We start from the raw sequence: 16,377 nt of genomic DNA on the forward strand, positions 1-16,377 counted from the left end.
GCGTCAGGGCCTGCTGAGCGCCGAAACGTTGTCGTTGTCGACGGACACCGGCTGGATCGGCAGGCCGGTTCGGGCCGCCGTGGCCAGCATGTGCTCGACGACGTTCTTGCCGAGCGCGGTCTCACCGGGCAGTTCGATCGGGTAGCTGCCGTCAAAGCAGGCGCAGCACAGCCGCGTGGCGGGCTGTTCGGTCGCCGCGATCATGCCCTGCTTGGAGATGTAACCCAGCGTGTCGGCACCGATCGCGTGGCGAACGGCTTCGAGCATCTCGCCCTCTTTGTCCACCGCGTTCGCGATCAACTCGGCCGGGGTGGCGAAGTCGATGCCGTAGAAGCACGGCCACTTCACCGGGGGCGAAGCGATCCGCACGTGCACCTCGACGGCGCCGGCTTCACGCAGCATGCGCACCAGCGCGCGCTGGGTGTTGCCGCGCACGATCGAGTCGTCGACGACGATGAGCCGCTTGCCGCGGATCACTTCCTTGAGCGGGTTGAGCTTGAGCCGGATACCGAGCTGACGGATGGTCTGCGATGGCTGGATGAACGTACGCCCGACGTAGGCGTTCTTCATCAGCCCCTGGCCGAACGGGATGCCGGACCCCTGGGCGTATCCGACCGCGGCCGGCGTCCCGGATTCCGGAACGCCGATGACCAGGTCGGCGTCGACGGGCTGCTCAGCGGCGAGCCGGCGGCCGATGTCGACGCGGGTGGCGTGCACCGACCGGCCGCCGATGACACTGTCGGGCCGCGCGAGGTAGACGTACTCGAACACGCAACCCTTGGGGGTCGGGTTGGCGAACCGGGTGGACCGCACGCCGTCGGCGTCGATGGCCAGCAGCTCACCGGGCTCGATGTCCCGCACGAACGAGGCGCCGACGATGTCGAGGGCGGCGGTTTCGGAGGCGACCACCCAGCCGCGGTCGAGCCGACCCAGCGACAGCGGGCGCACACCGTGCGGGTCCCGCGCGGCGTAGAGCGTGTTCTCGTCCATGAAGGTCAGGCAGAACGCCCCGCGCACACTGGGCAGCAGTGCCAGGGCGGCCTGCTCGATGCTGGAGTCCGCCGCGCCGTGGGCCAGCAGGGCGCCGAGGATGTCGGAGTCGGTGGTGGCCGCGCCCGGCATGTTCGGGTTGATCAGGCCGGCGTCGCGGGCGCGGGCGGCCAGATCGGTGGTGTTGACCAGGTTTCCGTTGTGGCCCAACGCGATTCCGGTGCCCGCTGCGGTGTTACGGAACACCGGCTGGGCGTTTTCCCAGGTCGTGGACCCGGTGGTGGAGTACCGGCAGTGGCCGATGGCGACGTGTCCCGGCATGGCGGCCAGCGTCTGCTCGTCGAACACCTGGCTGACCAGACCCAGATCCTTGAACACCAGAACCTGCGATCCGTCGGCGACGGCGATGCCCGCGGCTTCCTGGCCCCTGTGCTGCAGGGCATAGAGACCGTAATAAGTGAGCTTGGCTACATCCTCGCCTGGAGCCCATACGCCGAAGACGCCGCACTCTTCCCGAGGGTCGTTCTCCACTTGTTCGGTCACGATATGGGCTGCTCCCTGGCGCAGGTTGGTGACGTAAGCCAGTTTACGGGCAACAGCGGCAAACACGGAACTGAACGCCGGGTGTCGGGGCCTCAGTCGGTGAGTGTCACGACCGGAAGCCAGGACGCCACCTCGCCGGCCCGGGATCCCGACAGCCGCAGCGCGCCGAGTCGGGACGCCTCGTCGACGCCGAGCAGACCCGTCGCCAGCCGCAACCAGGTCCGCGGGTCGGCCTCCACCACGTTGGGGGGTGTACCGCGGGTGTGGCGGGGCCCGGAAATGCATTGCACCGCAACAAAAGGTGGCACCCGCACCTCGACACTCGCGCCCGGTGCGAGCGCGGCCAGAGTGCGGGCGGTCAGCCGGACCGCCGCGGCGATCGCCGGGCGGTCTGGGGCGGGCGCGGTGTCGTCACGCAGCCAGCCGGATACGGCGCGCACCGCGGCGACGGTGGCTTCGGGGTCGGCGCTGCTGCGGGCGGGCACCAGTCGAGTATGCGGTATTGACGTCAACCGAAGTTGAGGTCCTACGTTGGGGTGATGGCGTTCAAACCACACGAAATCGAGTACCTGAGGTCGACGGATCTCGGCAGGCTGGCCACCATCGCACCGGACGGCACGTTGCAGAACAGTCCGGTCGGCTTCTCCTACAACGACGCGCTCGGCACCCTTGACATCGTGGGCTACAACATGGCCAGGAGCCGCAAGTACCGCAACCTGGCCACCAACAACACCGTCGCGTTCGTCGTCGACGACATCGCGTCGCGCAGTCCCTGGCGGGTGCGGTGTCTGGAGATCCGCGGCACCGCGGAACAGGCCGAGACCGACTCCCCCGGCGACGGCATCGACACTGCGATCATCCGGATCACACCCAAACGGATCATCAGCTTCGGCATCGACGACACCGAGACCGAACCGCACGACTTGGTTCCGGACAGCCGGGACGTGCCGACGACCGGCGACTAGCGCCGCTGCAGCACGATCGCGGCCACCGCGGCGGACTCGTTGAACGCCGTGTGCGCGAGCACCGGCGCCAGCACGCTCCCCGACCGTCTGGCAAGCCAGCCGAACACCCATCCGGCCACGCCGGTCACCACCACGGTGCCCAGCACCGGGTCGCCGACGCGGCGCGCGTCGGGGATGTGCCAGAGCCCGAAGGCAACCGCTTGCGCCAGCGGGCCGAACGTCGGCCCCAGCACCCGCATGGCGACGGTCTGAAGCAGGCCCCGAAACAGCATCTCTTCGGTCCAGGCCGTGGCGACCGGAATGTCCAGCGACAACCAGCGGACCGGATTCGGCGGCACCGTTCGGTCGACCATCCCCTGGTGCACCCGGGGCACTCTCGTCAGCGCCCCGACGGTCAGGATCACCAGCCCGGCCGTGACCCCGCCGGTCCGCAGCCCCGACCACACCTGGGGCGGGCGCAACCCCAACGGCGCACCGACGGCCGCCGCCAACCCGGTGCTGACGATCGCGCGCACAGCCGGTGCGCCGGAATCCTTGGTGATCATTGGAATTCGGGCCCGCCTGCCGCAATGAGCTTGTCGAGGGAACGCCGCACACGGTCGGTGTCGGCATGTGTCCAGCCGTCGGGTGCGGCGACCGCGACCCAGCCGTCGAGCGGGCTGTCACCGTAATTGTGGCCGTGCCCGTTCGGTGCCGCCTGCGAGCTGGTGACATTGCCGGCCATGTCGGCGCTCACCTGCCAGAACGTGACGATCGGGTACCACTGCATGGCGGGGCTGCGGTCGAAGCCCGGCGGCTCCCGCAGCCAGTCCGGCCGGGTGAACAGCAGCCGCGGTGACCACCACACCACCGGGTCGGACGGGTGCTGCAGGTACAGCACCCGGGTGCCCTTCCACGGTGGGGACGCCGCGACCCCGGCGATCTGCTCTGGTCCTGCCGCTTGCGCGAACCGCACGGTGCGCCCGCCGTCATAGCGCGGTTGGTACTCCGGGCTGCCCGGGTCGCGCCGCGCGGTCAGCGCTTTCCACAAGACGCTGGCGTTGGGCGGCCCCACCCACAGCACCGACGAGAAGCCTTTGTCGACGACGTCGGGCAGGTATCCGAACGCGCCCTGACCGGCCAGCGAACCCAGGCTCTCGCCGTAGAGCATCAGCTTGGGCCTGGCGGCCTCCGGCCACTTCAGCCATCGGCGTTGGATTCCGTTGATCATCGCCCGGCCGGCCTCGACCGACTTGTCGCGGTCGGCCAGGAACGAGATCCAGCTCGGCAGGTACGAGTACTGCATGGCCACCAGCGCGGTGTCGCCGTTGTACATCGACTCGATGGCGCGGGCTGCCACCGGGTCGACCCAGCCGGTGCCGGTGGTGGGGATGATGACCAGGATCTTGCGCTCAAAAGCTTTGGTGCGCTGCAACTCCGAGAGCAGCACCGCCACCCGGCCCTCGGTGGTGTCCGCCGTTTCCAGGCCTGCGTAGATCCGGATCGGCTCCTTGGCGGGCCGCCCGTTGAGATCGGTGAGCTCGGCGGCATTCGGCCCGGTGCCGACGAAGTTGCGGCCCTGGAATCCCAGGGTGTCCCACGAGGCGAATGATGCTGAGCTGCCTGATCTTTCGGGTTGTACGGGTTGTTCGACGCCCGCGCGGGTGGTGTCGTTCTGTGGTTGGAACACCGCGCTGGCACCGGCGATGAAGCCGCGGTAGAGCACACCGTTGACGAGGGTGATGATCAGCACCACGACGATCGCGGTGCCGATGAACATCGCGACCTCGTCATTGATGTGCCAGCGCCGGATCATCAACCGCGCCAGAAACTTGATGGCGTCCTTGATCACTCGCGCGACACTGACGAACAGTGCCCCGGCGACCAATGCGACGGCCAATGTGCGCAGGTAGATCAGCGTGGACGGACCTTCGATGCCCATCACGGCCGCGATCTGGCGCTGCCAGGCGGCGGCAGGCACGAGCATCAGCACGCTGGCACCGATCGACAGCACCACGGTCACGGCCTTGAGGCGCGCCGAGACCCGCGCACTCGGCGGCCACCACGGCTGGTGACCGAGGAAGAGCCGGCGAACCACCTTACCGGCGAGCACCCCGATGCCGTAGCCGATGGCGGCGTTGATCCCGCCGATAACGCCGGCCAGCACCCAGTCGCGCGGCACCAGCGACGGAGTCAGGGACAGACAGAAGAACAGCGCGCCGACGGCCACCCCGACGAAGTCCAGCCGGATCAGGCTCCACGCCCATTCGATCAGCGACTCGCGGCGGGGCTGCGTCCCGGTCGGGGACTGCGCCTCACCGGTGACGTCGCCGACCGCACTGGTCATCCGAACAGCCCGGGCAGCACTTTCTCGGAGGTGGCCCGCAGCTCGGCCAGCGTCACGGTGAACAAGCCTTGCACGTCAACGGAATCCGACCCGGGGTCCGACACCCCGATCCGGGTGACCGGAAGTCCGCGGGCCTCGCACATCGACACGAAGCGGCTCTCCTCGGTGCGCGGCACAGCGACCAGGGCACGGCCCGCGGACTCGGAGAACAACGCGACGAAGGGGTCAGCGTGTTCGGGAAGCACGATGCGGCAACCGGTTTCACCGGCCAGCGCCGCTTCGACGACCGCCTGGATGAGCCCGCCTTCACTCAGGTCGTGGGCTGCCGAGGCCAGGCCGTCGCGGGACGCGGCCGCCAGCACCTCGGCGAGCAGCTTCTCCCGATCCAGGTCCACCTGGGGCGGTACGCCACCGAGATGGTCACCGGTGACCTGTGCCCAGATCGAGCCGTCGAACTCGTCGCGGGTGTCGCCGAGCAGGAGCAGAGTTTCCCCCGGCTCGTTGCCGAGTCCGGTGGGCAGCCGGCGCGTGACGTCGTCGAGGACGCCCAGCACACCCACCACCGGGGTCGGCAGGATGGGCGTCGCCCCGGTCTGGTTGTAGAAGCTGACGTTGCCGCCGGTGACCGGAATACCAAGGGCTGCACAGCCATCCGCCAAGCCGCGGACGGCTTGCGAGAACTGCCACATCACCCCGGGGTCTTCGGGTGATCCGAAGTTGAGGCAGTTGGTCACCGCGACCGGCGTCGCCCCGGTGACCGCGACGTTGCGGTAGGCCTCGGCCAGCGCCAGCTGTGCGCCGGTGTACGGGTCGAGCTGGGTGTAGCGCCCCGACGCGTCGGTGGACAGCGCGATGCCGCGGCCGGTGGCTTCGTCGATGCGCAGCACGCCGCCGTCGGCGTGCTCGGCCAGCACGGTGTTGCCGCGCACGTAGCGGTCGTACTGCTCGGTGATGAACGCTCGGCTGCACAGATGCGGACTGCCAACCAGCGCAAGCACAGTCGCGCGAAGCTCCTCGCCGGTCTGCGGCCGGGTGAGCTTGGCCGACGTGTCGGCGATCAGCGCATCCTGGGTGTCGGGCCGTACGACCGGGCGCTCGTAGACCGGGCCCTCGTGGGCCACGGTCCGCGGCGGCACGTCGACGACGGTCTCGCCCTGCCAGGTGATCTGCAGACGGTCGCCGTCGGTGACCTCACCGATGACGGTGGCCAGCACATCCCATTTGCGGCACACCGCCAGGAACGCGTCGACGTTCTCCGGGGTGACCACCGCGCACATCCGTTCCTGCGACTCGCTGGAGAGCACCTCGGCCGGGGTCATGTCCTTGGCCCGCAGCGGCACCCGGTCCAGCTCGATGCGCATTCCGCCATCACCGGCGGAGGCCAGTTCGGATGTCGCACAGGACAATCCGGCTCCGCCGAGGTCCTGGATCCCGACCACCAGGCCGGCGGCGTACAGCTCCAGGCAGCATTCGATGAGCACCTTCTCGGTGAAGGGGTCGCCGACCTGGACGCTCGGCAGCTTCTTGCGGCCCGCGCCGGACTCGTCGCCGGAGAAGGTGTCCGACGCCAGCACCGACACGCCGCCGATGCCGTCGAGGCCGGTGCGCGCGCCGAACAGGATGATTTTGTTGCCCGTTCCGGACGCGAACGCCAGGTGCAGATCCTCCTTGCGCAGCACACCCACGCAGAGCGCGTTGACCAGAGGGTTGCCGGCATAGGAGGCGTCGAACACCGTCTCGCCGCCGATGTTCGGCAAGCCGAGGGAGTTGCCGTAGCCGCCGATGCCGCGAACCACGCCGTCGAGCACCCGGCGGGTGTCGGGGGCGTCGGCCGCACCGAACCGCAGCTGGTCCATGACCGCCACCGGGCGCGCACCCATGGCCATGATGTCGCGCACGATGCCGCCGACACCGGTGGCCGCACCCTGATAGGGCTCGACGTAGGACGGGTGGTTGTGTGACTCGACCTTGAACGTCACCGCCCAGCCGTCGCCGATGTCCACCACGCCGGCGTTCTCGCCGATACCGGCCAGCATCGAGGACCGCATGGCCTCCGTCGTGGTCTCACCGAAGTAGCGAAGGTGGACTTTGGAGGACTTGTACGAGCAGTGTTCGCTCCACATCACCGAGTACATGGCGAGCTCGGCGTCGGTGGGCCTGCGGCCGAGGATGTCCCGGATCCGCTGATATTCGTCGTCTTTGAGGCCGAGTTCGCGATACGGCTGCGGGTGCTCGGGGGTGGTTGACGCGTGGTCGACGGTGTCGACTGCTCCAGAGAGCCCAGATGTCACGCCAGACAGTCTAGTGGCGCAGCTGCGCAGCGCCGTGCCGTCGCGCTTGGCTCCGAGCGAACGCATGCGCGACGCCCCCGGCGGACAGGCCGTGGACGACCACGCTGCTCAGCACCACCAGCACCATGATCAACAGCACTTGCTTCTCGATGCCGCCTTCGAGCACGTTGAACGCCAGCAGACCGAACACGATCGAGGTCGTCCCCCGGGGTCCCAGCCAGCCGACCAGCAGCCGTTCGCGCCAGTCCATCCTCGATCCGAGCAGCGCGAACATCACCGGGATGAGCCGCACGACGGTCACCGCGACGACCGTGTAGCCGACGATGCCCCACGTGACACCGCCCGACATCAGCGCGATCACGCCGATGCCGGCCACCACGAACCACATGAACGCGGTGAGCAGCACGGCCACGTCGTCGATGAGCTCGAGTTCCCGGCGTTTGTCTTGGGCCTTACGCACATAGTTCAGCGCCATCCCGCACAGGAACGCCGACACGAACCCGTTGCCGCCCAGGCCCACGCTCAGCGAGTAGGACAGCAGCGGCGCGGCCACGTAGATGATCCGCTTGGACTGGTCGGTCATCAGGTTGCGGCGGTCGGCGGCGTTGGCCAGCCTGCCGAGTAGCCACCCGACCGCCGGGCCGACGACCAGTGCGATGCCGATCTCGGGAAGCGCCTCGGCGAGCGCCTCCATCGGCGGCTCTTCGTCGTTGGGACCCGATGCCAGTGCCAGCGCGAAGACCAGCACCGGCGCGATGATTCCGTCTTTGTAGCCCGCCTCGACGTTGAGCAGGTCGCGCACCCGCTCGGGAATCCGGGCGTCGCGCAGGATCCGGGACGCGGGCGCGAAATCGGTCGGCACCACGATGCAGGCCAGCACGAGCAGCACCGGCCAGGTGACACCGGGCAGCAGCAACCAGCCAAGGGCGAAGGCCAGCCCGATGCTCAGCGGCAGTGCGACACCCAGCAACCGCAACGCCGAGCGCGGGTCGCGGCCCAACAGCCCGCCGCGCACGTCGGTGGAGTCGACGAACACCAGCACCGCCAGGATCAGCTCCGCCAGATGCTGGGCGACCTGGGAGTTCAGCGTGTCGGCAACCGCGTGGTAGGTGCCGTATTCGATACCCGCCCCGACGACGACCAGCAGGATCGGCGCGGTGATCCGGCCCCGCTGCATCGGCCGGGCCAGCAGCGCCCAGACCGCCAACACCACCGAGAGCGCGATCAGCGACTGCACCACAGCAACGCATCTTTCCGCAGACACCCGGCCTGCGCGCGCTGACCCGCCATGACCTCGCGGGTAATTGAGCGGCCGCGCCGACGGCGACAAGCTGGCGATGACGCGCTCGACACCGAGCGCCCGATGCAGGAGGCCGACCATGACCGATATCCGAACCACGCACAAGTTCAACGCGCAGATGTGGGCCGCCTTTTGGGCCGCGCCCGAATTGTCGCAGGGCCAGGACATCCTCGCCGACGACATCGTCGGCTACTGGCCCGGACAGCAAGAACCGGTTCGGGGTCTCGACGGCTACACGCAGAAGATCGCCGATCTGCTGACGGCCTACCCCGACCTGCAGCTCGAATTGATCGACAGCGCAACGGTTCCCGGGGAATCGGCGAATGAGGAGCTGGTGTTCCTGCATTACGTCGGGACGGGAACAGGTCCACGCGGGCCGTTCCACATCCGCGGGATCGACCGCGTTCGCACCCGCGACGGCATCGTGGTGGAGAACGTCATCCGCTACGACCCGGCGGAGTTCCCCGGCTGAGCGCAGCTACTGCGGCGCCAGAAATGCTTGCAGCGCAGCGGCATACGCGATGATGTCGGCCGCACCCATCAGTTCGCGGGCCGAGTGCATGGCCAGCTGGGCCGCTCCGACGTCCACGGTGGGAATGCCGGTACGCGCCGACGTCATGGGCCCGATCGTCGAGCCGCACGGCAGGTCGGCACGGTGCTCATAGCGCTGCAGCGGGACGCCGGCCTGCCGGCAGGCCAGTTCGAAGGCGGCCGCGGTCCGGCCGTCGGTGGCATAGCGCAGGTTCGGTTGCACCTTGAGCACCGGGCCACCATCGACGGCGATCAGGTGCCCGGGTTCGTGGCGGTCCGGGTAGTTGGGATGCGTCGCATGCGCCATGTCGCCGGAGGCCACCATCGACGCGGTGAGCCGTCGCAGGAAGTCCTCGCGGTCGCCGCCGGCCGCCAGCACGATGCGTTCCAGCGTGGTCAGCAGCAAATCCGATTGGGCGCCGTGATCCGACGTCGAGCCGACCTCCTCGTGGTCGAACAGTGCCAGCACCGGCAGGTAGCCGCCCGGCTCGGCGGCCAGGAACGCTTCCAGCCCGGCGTAGCAGGTGCCCTGGTTGTCCAGCCTGGGCGCGCTGACGAACTCGCCGGCCACACCGGTCAGCGCCGACGGGGTCAGGTCGTGGGTCATGAGATCGGCCGACAGCAGGTCGGCCGGGCTCACGCCGGCATGCTCGGCGACGTAGGACAGGAACGAGCGGGGCGTGTCCCCCAGCCCCCACACCGCGTTCACATGGCGTTGCGGATCGAGCTTCACCGCCGCGCGGTCTTCGGCGAGATGGATGGCCAGCTGCGGCACCCGCAGGATCGGGGCGTCGATGCGGACCAGCCGGTGCGACACCCCGCCGTCGGTGCCGCGGTCCCGCACCGAGAGCCGACCGCTGATCCCGAGGTCGCGATCGAGCCAGGAGTTCAGCCACGCCCCGCCGTACGGCTCGAGGGCCACCACCTGCCAGCCGGCCACCACCCGGTCCGGATGTTGTTTGACGCGCAGGTTGGGGCTGTCGGTGTGGCCGCCGACGATGCGGAACGGCCTGCCGGGGTCGGTACTGTCCCACGCCACCAGCGAGCCGGCCCGGACCGTGAAGTACCGGCCGCCCCGGTCTGGCCACCGGTCGGTCTCGGCCAGTTCGGTGTAGCCGGCGTCGCGTAGCCGCTGCGCCGCCGTCTGGCAGACGTGGAACGGCGACGGCGACGCGTCGATGAACTCGCACAATCCCCGCGCGCTGGCAGCTGTGGACATGATCACCATCATCGCCGACGTCGTTTTCGTTAGGGTCAGACGGTGCCCACCCCGCTACCGCAACCGGTACTGGCTCCCCTGACACCCGCCGCCATCTTCTTGGTGGCCACGATCAACGACGGCGGCGAGGCCGCGGTGCATGATGCGCTGCCCGACCTGGCCGGGCTGGTCCGCGCGATCGGCTTCCGTGACCCGTCCAAGCACCTGTCGATGGTGACGTCGATCGGATCGGACGCGTGGGATCGCCTGTTCTCCGGGCCGCGCCCGAAGGATCTGCATCCGTTCGTCGAGTTGCACGGCGCCCGCCACCACGCCCCGTCCACTCCGGGTGACTTGTTGTTCCACATTCGGGCCGAGGTGCTCGACGTCTGCTTCGAGCTGGCCGGCCGGGTCGCCAAGGCGATGGCGGGTGCGATCACGATCGTCGACGAGGTGCACGGTTTCAAGTTCTTCGACAACCGCGATCTGCTCGGCTTCGTCGACGGCACCGAGAACCCGGACGGCCCACTTGCGGTGAGCGCCAGCCAAATCGGGGACGAGGATCCGGATTTCGCCGGCGGCTGCTACGTACATGTGCAGAAGTACCTGCATGACATGGCGTCGTGGGAGTCGCTGTCGGTGACCGAACAGGAACGCGTAATCGGCCGTACGAAACTCGAGGACATCGAGATGGCCGACGACGTGAAGCCGTCCAATTCCCACATCGCGCTCAACGTCATCGAGGACGCCGACGGCAACGAACTCAAGATCCTGCGGCACAACATGCCGTTCGGGGAGATCGGCAAGGACGAATTCGGCACGTATTACATCGGCTACTCGCGCTCACCGGCCGTCACCGAGAAGATGCTGGAGAACATGTTCATCGGCGACCCGCCGGGGAACACCGACCGGATCCTGGATTTCTCCACCGCCGTCACCGGCACCCTGTTCTTCACTCCCATCACCGATTTCCTCAACGATCCGCCGCCGAGGCCGGGCTTCGGCGGCGTCGACGCAGCTCCCCCGGCACCCGCCCCCACCTCCGACGGCTCATTGGCGATCGGCAGCCTGAAAGGACAGTCCTGATGAACAACCTCTACCGCGAGCTCGCTCCGATCACCGAATCGGCTTGGAGTGAAATCGAATTGGAGGCTTCGCGCACATTCAAGCGGCATATCGCCGGCCGTCGCGTCGTCGACGTCAGCGAGCCGGGCGGTCCGGTGACGGCCGGGGTCAGCACCGGTCATCTGCGCGATGTGGCGGCGCCGGCCGACGGCGTGGTGGCGCACCTTCGGGAGTCCAAGCCACTGGTCCGGCTGCGGGTGCCGTTCACGGTGTCGCGCACCGCGATCGACGACGTGGAGCGCGGCGCGCAGGACTCGGACTGGGATCCGGTCAAGGCCGCGGCCAAGAAGCTGGCGTTCATCGAGGATCGCGCGATCTTCGAGGGCTACGCCGACGCGTCGATCGACGGCATCCGGATGTGCAGCTCCAACCCGGCGCTGGCGCTGCCGGAGGACGCCCGCGAATACCCGGACGTCTTCGCCCAGGCACTCTCCGAGCTGCGGCTGGCCGGTGTGGACGGTCCCTACTCGGTGCTGCTGTCCGCCGACGCCTACACCAAGGTCAGTGAGACCACCGAGCACGGCTATCCGATCCGCGAGCACCTCAACCGGCTGGTGGACGGCGAGATCATCTGGGCGCCCGCGATCGACGGCGCGTTCCTGCTGAGCACCCGCGGCGGCGACTTCGACCTGCAGCTGGGCACCGACGTCGCGATCGGCTACCTGAGCCATGACGCGGAGACGGTACAGCTGTACCTGGAGGAGACGCTGACGTTCCTGTGCTACACCGCTGAGGCCTCGGTCGCGCTGACCGCCTGAGTTCTCCTTCGCGCCTTCGGCGAGATCGACGCCAGCGAGGAAAAGTACGAGATGGGTCCGCGCCCGCGTCAATCTCGGCGCGGGTCCTCTCGCGCGCAGGTGCTTACCCCTGCCTGAAGTTCACACTCAGTGATGGTGCGCCCGAACTCGCCTAGGTGGCGGCGAGCACCGCGTCCAGCGCGGAGTAGAAGATGCCGAGCCCGTCGTCGGACGGGCCGGTCAGCGCTTCGGTGGCGTGTTCGGGGTGCGGCATCAGCCCGACCACCCGCCCGTTGGCGGAACTGATCCCGGCGATGTCGCGCATCGAGCCGTTGAGGTTCTCGGCGTAGCGGAACACCACCCGGCCTTCGCCTTCGAGTTCGTCGAGCACGGCCTCGCCGGCCACGTAGCGGCCCTCGCCGGACTTCAGCGGCACCAGCAGTTCGGCACCGGATTCGTACCGCGACGTCCATGCGCTGGTGATCGAATCCACCCGCAACCAGACGTCGCGGCAGATGAAGTGCAGCCCGGCGTTGCGGGTCAGCGCACCGGGCAGCAGTCCGGCCTCGCAGAGCACCTGGAAGCCGTTGCAGATGCCGAGCACCGGCATCCCGCCCTTGGCGGCGGTGATCACCTCACCCATCACCGGCGCGAACTTCGCGATCGCACCACAGCGCAGGTAGTCGCCGTAGGAGAAACCGCCCGGGACCACCACGGCGTCGACGCCCTTGAGGTCGGCGTCGCCGTGCCAGAGATTGACCGCCTCGGCGCCGGCGAGCCGTACCGCGCGGGCGGCGTCGACGTCATCGAGCGTGCCGGGGAAGGTGATGACCCCGATCCGGGCGCTCACTGCTGCTCCCGGACGACCGACCAGTCCTCGATCACGGTGTTCGCCAGAAGCGATTCGGCGATCTCCGCGAGCGCCGAGTCGCTGATCGAATCGTCGACCTCGAGCTCGAATCGCTTGCCCTGCCGGACATCCGAGATGCCGGTGTGTCCCAGACGGCCCAGTGCACCGACGATCGCCTGACCTTGCGGGTCGAGGATCTCGGCTTTGGGCATCACGTTGACCACTACTCGGGCCACAGGCACTCCTGCTGACGTCGGGGAATGTTGCGGTGTAACTCTACCGGCGGCTCATCAGCAGGACCCGATGTAGGCGGTGCACAGCGGCGCGCCGAGGGCGTCGAGCAGGTTGTCGTCGCTGGCCATCGGCCATGGCGTCTGCGGCGGTGCGGTTGACCACATCGCCAGCTCCGTCACCGTGCTGTTGGCCGTGTTGACCACCACGTACTGGCGCAGGATCACCGGACCGCTGATCACCGCGGCCATCCGGTCGGGCTCGTTGACGGTCAGCGACGGCGAGGCTGTCGGATTGGTGCGCTGGCAGGACCGCAACGCGGCGACCGCGGTGTGGAAGACGTCCTGCGCCAGCTGACCGCCGCGCCACGTCTCTCCTCGCCAGTGCATCACCTGCGCGTGCAGCTGCCACTGGCCGTCGGGGTTGGCGACGGTCGCGCGTTCGGCGACGGCGTAGGCGCGCGGATCCTGCGCCACCGGCGGGGTGCCGCACAGCTCCTCGAACCGGAACCGGGGCGCGACGGCGGTAACCGCCACCCCGGCCAGCCGGGGCCAGGCGTAGCGGGCGTTCAGCGGTATCGCCCACGGGGCCACCCACGCCGCGTCGGGAATGCGGTCGCAGTTGGGCGGGCAGGTGTCCGGGTCGGCGGCAGCGTGCGGCGGTAGGGCGAGCCCGCAGGCCACCAGCATCACCGCGATGACCAACCGCATGTATTCGACGCCTTCCAGTGCGCGCACAATCGTAAGCATGGAGCTGACGCATTTCGGGCATTCATGTCTTCTCGCCGAGTTTGACGGCGCCACCTTGCTGTTCGACCCGGGTAATTTCTCGCACGGCTTCGAGGGCGTGACCGGCCTCTCGGCGATCCTGATCACCCACCAGCACCCCGACCACGCCGACCGCGAACGGCTGCCGGCGCTGGTGGAGGCCAACCCGAACGCGGTGCTCTACGCCGATCCGGCCACCGCGGCCGAGCTGGGCGAACCCTGGCGTGCCGTCCAGGTCGGCGACGAACTGAGCGTGGCGGGTCTGACCATCCGCGGGGTGGGCGGGCGCCACGCCGTCATCCATCCGGAGATTCCGGTCATCGACAACATCTCGTATCTGGTCGGCGACGCCGAACACCCGGCCCGGCTCATGCACCCCGGTGACGCGCTGTTCGTGCCCGGCGAGCCGGTGGATGTGCTGGCGACTCCCGCGGCCGCCCCGTGGATGAAGATCTCCGAGGCGGTGGACTATCTGCGGGCGGTCGCGCCGGAGCACGCGGTCCCGATCCATCAGGGGGTGGTGGCCCCGGAGGCGCGCGGCATCTATTACGGTCGGCTCACCGAGATGACCGACACGGACTTCCGGGTGCTGCCGGAAGAGAGTTCGTTCCGGTTTTGAGTCCACAAGGCGGACAGGCGAATTGACCAACTGATGTTCGACAACTGGCGGGTGCGTCGACGCGGACAACACTGTCAGGCGACCGTCGTGCACGCGCAGCAGGCCGCCAAGATCGCGACCAACGACTACCGCAAGTACCAATTCGTCGTCGATGTTCACCCACCGGGTGCCGAACCCGTCCGCCTCGAGATCACCGAGACGTTCACCGTCGGCGGATTGAAACCGGCGGTGGGCGACATCGTGGGAGTGCGGTGGGATGCCACCTCGAACCGAGCCGTCTTCGATCTGGACGGTGACCCCCGCTACGACATCAAGGCGCTTCGCGCACAGCAGGACGCGCGGCGCAAAGACCTGCTCGACCAGCCGCCGGACTAGAGACACAGGGAGATATTGATGAGCACAGCCGACCTGACCAGACTGTTCGGCCTGTCCGGGAAGACCGCGTTGGTCACCGGCGGCAGCAGCGGCATCGGGGTGATGATCGCCCGCGGGCTGCTGCAGGCCGGCGCCGAGGTGATCATCAGTTCCCGCAAGGCCGACAAGTGCGAGCAGGTCGTCGCCGAGTTGTCGGAATTCGGGACGATCCGCGCGATCCCGGCCGATCTATCTCGACAGGAGGAGTGCAAGCGGCTGGCGGCCGAGGTCCTGGCCGGCACCGACAAGCTCGACATCCTGGTCAACAACGCCGGGGCGACGTGGGGCGAGCCGCTGGAGTCGTTTCCGACCTCGGCCTGGGACAAGGTGCTCGACCTCAATGTGAAGTCGCCGTTCTGGCTGGTGCAGGAACTGGTCGGCGCGCTGCGCAAGGCCGCGACCGCCGACGACCCCGCACGGGTGATCAACATCGGCAGCATCGACGGGATCCACGTGCCGGTGATGAACACCTACTCGTACTCGGCCAGCAAGGCGGCCGTGCATCAGTTGACTCGGGTACTCGCCAAAGAGCTTGGCCCCCAACACATCACGGTGAACGCGGTGGCACCCGGGCCGTTCCGGTCGAAGATGATGGCCGCCACCCTGGATGCGTTCGGGGACGCGATCGCGGCCTCGTCGCCGCTGGGGCGGATCGGCCGCGACGATGACATGGCCGGTATCGCGATTTTCCTGGCCGGCCGGGCCGGGTCCTACGTGAACGGGGCGATCATCCCGGTCGACGGCGGCATGGCGACGACGGCGAGCGGGTCCGGCTCACGCGGCTGATATTGCGGGGATCTGCGGGTCCCACCGGTACACCGTGGGCGTGCAACCGTGCAGCAGAGCGAGATCGATCGCGTCGAGCATGGCCTGACGGGGCCCGACCTTACGCAATTGCTTTGCGGTGACGGCCAATCGGACGTTCCCGCCACGGCGCGCGGTGCGTTCCGCCGACAGGACCAGTGTGCGGCACCACCAGGGTTCGGTGACGAATCCTTCGCCGATTCCGACCACCCGGGAGCGTGTCGTGGTGCCGGTGACCAGGTCCGTGATGCCGTGCAGATCGACGAGCAGTCGGAAGCCGTTGCGCGGCAACGCCAGTGCCGTCCCGGCGGACACGGTCCAGCCGGGGGCGGCGAACAGCCGACTCCGCAGACCGACGTGTTCGAGCACCCGATCGGCGCCCATCAGCCGCAGGTTCGCCTCGTGCGCGGGCAGCGCACCGAACTCGCCGCGGCGCTTCTTGGTGGCGGCGGCGTCGAAACCGTGCAGCACCACCGCATCACCGCCGGACCGTCGGCTCGTCAGCCAGCTGATGGTGCGAGCGTCGGATTCCAGTCGGTAGCCGTCCTTGAGCCGGGGGGCGACGAGCAGCGACAGCGGAACCGCGCGACTGTCGAGCGCCGCGCAGAACTCTTCGACGTCGCTGCGCGTCCGATCACTGATCCCGGACACCGACACGATGAGTTGTCCAGCCACACTCGTAGTCT

18 protein-coding genes are annotated in these 16,377 nt (G+C 68.5%); 7 read left to right on the top strand and 11 right to left on the bottom strand.

Annotated features, from left to right (window positions below; genetic code table 11):
- Window positions 1-3: 3 nt before the first annotated feature.
- Together purF and BST42_RS11080 are read right to left on the bottom strand one after the other, a co-directional pair.
- A complete protein-coding gene (gene purF / locus BST42_RS11075) occupies window positions 4-1,536 on the bottom strand; it encodes an amidophosphoribosyltransferase (protein WP_083118875.1) in 1,533 nt (510 codons plus the stop codon).
- A gap of 89 nt (window positions 1,537-1,625) precedes the next feature.
- Window positions 1,626-2,018, bottom strand: coding sequence for a sterol carrier family protein (locus BST42_RS11080; RefSeq protein ID WP_083118622.1), 393 nt, complete (start codon window positions 2,016-2,018; stop codon window positions 1,626-1,628).
- A gap of 54 nt (window positions 2,019-2,072) precedes the next feature.
- Between BST42_RS11080 and BST42_RS11085 the strand changes: the two genes are divergently transcribed.
- On the top strand, window positions 2,073-2,498 hold the full coding sequence (locus BST42_RS11085) for a PPOX class F420-dependent oxidoreductase (protein WP_083118623.1): 426 nt from the start codon (window positions 2,073-2,075) through the stop codon (window positions 2,496-2,498).
- Here BST42_RS11085 and BST42_RS11090 read toward each other — a convergent pair.
- The 4 genes from BST42_RS11090 to BST42_RS11105 are packed head-to-tail and all read right to left on the bottom strand — an operon-like array spanning window position 2,495 to window position 8,496.
- Window positions 2,495-3,043 (bottom strand): Rv0804 family intramembrane glutamic endopeptidase, encoded by a 549-nt coding sequence (locus BST42_RS11090; RefSeq protein WP_083118624.1) that lies wholly within the window; start codon window positions 3,041-3,043, stop codon window positions 2,495-2,497. The genes BST42_RS11085 and BST42_RS11090 overlap by 4 nt on opposite strands.
- Window positions 3,040-4,824 carry an alpha/beta hydrolase gene (locus BST42_RS11095; protein ID WP_083118625.1) on the bottom strand — a complete coding sequence of 595 codons (1,785 nt, stop codon included), beginning with the start codon at window positions 4,822-4,824 and terminating at the stop codon, window positions 3,040-3,042. Before BST42_RS11095 ends, BST42_RS11090 begins: the two co-directional genes overlap by 4 nt.
- Window positions 4,821-7,115, bottom strand: a complete 2,295-nt coding sequence (purL, locus tag BST42_RS11100) for a phosphoribosylformylglycinamidine synthase subunit PurL (protein ID WP_083118877.1) — start codon at window positions 7,113-7,115, stop codon at window positions 4,821-4,823. The genes BST42_RS11095 and purL overlap by 4 nt, the downstream gene beginning before the upstream one ends.
- 10 nt (window positions 7,116-7,125) lie before the next feature.
- A complete protein-coding gene (locus BST42_RS11105) occupies window positions 7,126-8,496 on the bottom strand; it encodes a cation:proton antiporter (protein WP_276010204.1) in 1,371 nt (456 codons plus the stop codon).
- On the opposite strand from BST42_RS11105, the gene BST42_RS11110 reads away from it, so the two are divergent.
- A complete protein-coding gene (locus tag BST42_RS11110; protein WP_083118626.1) occupies window positions 8,495-8,887 on the top strand; it encodes a nuclear transport factor 2 family protein in 393 nt (130 codons plus the stop codon). The two genes, BST42_RS11105 and BST42_RS11110, sit on opposite strands and share 2 nt — an antisense overlap.
- Window positions 8,888-8,893: 6 nt before the next feature.
- Here BST42_RS11110 and BST42_RS11115 read toward each other — a convergent pair whose 3' ends face one another.
- On the bottom strand, window positions 8,894-10,165 hold the full coding sequence (locus BST42_RS11115) for a M18 family aminopeptidase (RefSeq protein WP_083118880.1): 1,272 nt from the start codon (window positions 10,163-10,165) through the stop codon (window positions 8,894-8,896).
- 42 nt (window positions 10,166-10,207) lie between these two features.
- Between BST42_RS11115 and BST42_RS11120 the strand changes: the two genes are divergently transcribed.
- The gene (locus BST42_RS11120) at window positions 10,208-11,230 is read left to right on the top strand and encodes a Dyp-type peroxidase (RefSeq protein WP_083118627.1); all 1,023 of its coding nucleotides are present in this window, start codon (window positions 10,208-10,210) and stop codon (window positions 11,228-11,230) included.
- Window positions 11,230-12,027, top strand: coding sequence for a family 1 encapsulin nanocompartment shell protein (locus BST42_RS11125; RefSeq protein WP_083118628.1), 798 nt, complete (start codon window positions 11,230-11,232; stop codon window positions 12,025-12,027). The genes BST42_RS11120 and BST42_RS11125 overlap by 1 nt, the downstream gene beginning before the upstream one ends.
- Window positions 12,028-12,178: 151 nt before the next feature.
- Here the strand turns inward: BST42_RS11125 and purQ are convergent, their stop codons facing one another.
- From purQ to BST42_RS11140, 3 genes are read right to left on the bottom strand one after another with little or no spacing between them, the layout of a single operon-like run.
- On the bottom strand, window positions 12,179-12,856 hold the full coding sequence (gene purQ, locus BST42_RS11130) for a phosphoribosylformylglycinamidine synthase subunit PurQ (RefSeq protein ID WP_083118629.1): 678 nt from the start codon (window positions 12,854-12,856) through the stop codon (window positions 12,179-12,181).
- Window positions 12,853-13,092 carry a phosphoribosylformylglycinamidine synthase subunit PurS gene (gene purS / locus BST42_RS11135; protein ID WP_083118630.1) on the bottom strand — a complete coding sequence of 80 codons (240 nt, stop codon included), beginning with the start codon at window positions 13,090-13,092 and terminating at the stop codon, window positions 12,853-12,855. Before purS ends, purQ begins: the two co-directional genes overlap by 4 nt.
- Before the next feature lie 54 nt (window positions 13,093-13,146).
- Window positions 13,147-13,824, bottom strand: coding sequence for an ATPase (locus BST42_RS11140; protein ID WP_237159360.1), 678 nt, complete (start codon window positions 13,822-13,824; stop codon window positions 13,147-13,149).
- A 10-nt stretch (window positions 13,825-13,834) separates the two neighbouring features.
- Here BST42_RS11140 and BST42_RS11145 point away from each other — a divergent pair, with 10 nt between their 5' ends.
- From BST42_RS11145 to BST42_RS11155, 3 genes are read left to right on the top strand one after another with little or no spacing between them, the layout of a single operon-like run.
- Window positions 13,835-14,473: an MBL fold metallo-hydrolase gene (locus tag BST42_RS11145; protein WP_083118631.1), complete on the top strand. Its 639-nt coding sequence runs from the start codon at window positions 13,835-13,837 to the stop codon at window positions 14,471-14,473.
- 33 nt (window positions 14,474-14,506) lie between these two features.
- Window positions 14,507-14,848: a hypothetical protein gene (locus tag BST42_RS11150; RefSeq protein WP_083118632.1), complete on the top strand. Its 342-nt coding sequence runs from the start codon at window positions 14,507-14,509 to the stop codon at window positions 14,846-14,848.
- Between the two features lie 18 nt (window positions 14,849-14,866).
- Entirely contained in the window at window positions 14,867-15,673 is an 807-nt protein-coding gene (locus BST42_RS11155) for an SDR family oxidoreductase (RefSeq protein ID WP_083118633.1), read from the top strand.
- Here the strand turns inward: BST42_RS11155 and BST42_RS11160 are convergent.
- Window positions 15,662-16,366, bottom strand: coding sequence for a DUF2334 domain-containing protein (locus BST42_RS11160; protein ID WP_083118634.1), 705 nt, complete (start codon window positions 16,364-16,366; stop codon window positions 15,662-15,664). The two genes, BST42_RS11155 and BST42_RS11160, sit on opposite strands and share 12 nt — an antisense overlap.
- Window positions 16,367-16,377 lie beyond the last annotated feature (11 nt).

The organism is Mycolicibacterium rhodesiae (assembly GCF_002086695.1).
GTDB lineage: Bacteria > Actinomycetota > Actinomycetes > Mycobacteriales > Mycobacteriaceae > Mycobacterium > Mycobacterium rhodesiae.

Excerpts from the sequence above, each read along its gene's own strand:
- BST42_RS11145 (WP_083118631.1), top strand. The coding sequence starts at position 13,835 with ATGGAGCTGACGCATTTCGGGCATTCATGTCTTCTCGCCGAGTTTGAC.
- BST42_RS11095 (WP_083118625.1), bottom strand. The coding sequence starts at position 4,824 with ATGACCAGTGCGGTCGGCGACGTCACCGGTGAGGCGCAGTCCCCGACC.
- BST42_RS11125 (WP_083118628.1), top strand. The coding sequence starts at position 11,230 with ATGAACAACCTCTACCGCGAGCTCGCTCCGATCACCGAATCGGCTTGG.
- BST42_RS11105 (WP_276010204.1), bottom strand. The coding sequence starts at position 8,496 with ATGGTCGGCCTCCTGCATCGGGCGCTCGGTGTCGAGCGCGTCATCGCC.
- BST42_RS11090 (WP_083118624.1), bottom strand. The coding sequence starts at position 3,043 with ATGATCACCAAGGATTCCGGCGCACCGGCTGTGCGCGCGATCGTCAGC.
- BST42_RS11110 (WP_083118626.1), top strand. The coding sequence starts at position 8,495 with ATGACCGATATCCGAACCACGCACAAGTTCAACGCGCAGATGTGGGCC.
- BST42_RS11085 (WP_083118623.1), top strand. The coding sequence starts at position 2,073 with ATGGCGTTCAAACCACACGAAATCGAGTACCTGAGGTCGACGGATCTC.
- BST42_RS11150 (WP_083118632.1), top strand. The coding sequence starts at position 14,507 with ATGTTCGACAACTGGCGGGTGCGTCGACGCGGACAACACTGTCAGGCG.
- BST42_RS11115 (WP_083118880.1), bottom strand. The coding sequence starts at position 10,165 with ATGTCCACAGCTGCCAGCGCGCGGGGATTGTGCGAGTTCATCGACGCG.
- BST42_RS11155 (WP_083118633.1), top strand. The coding sequence starts at position 14,867 with ATGAGCACAGCCGACCTGACCAGACTGTTCGGCCTGTCCGGGAAGACC.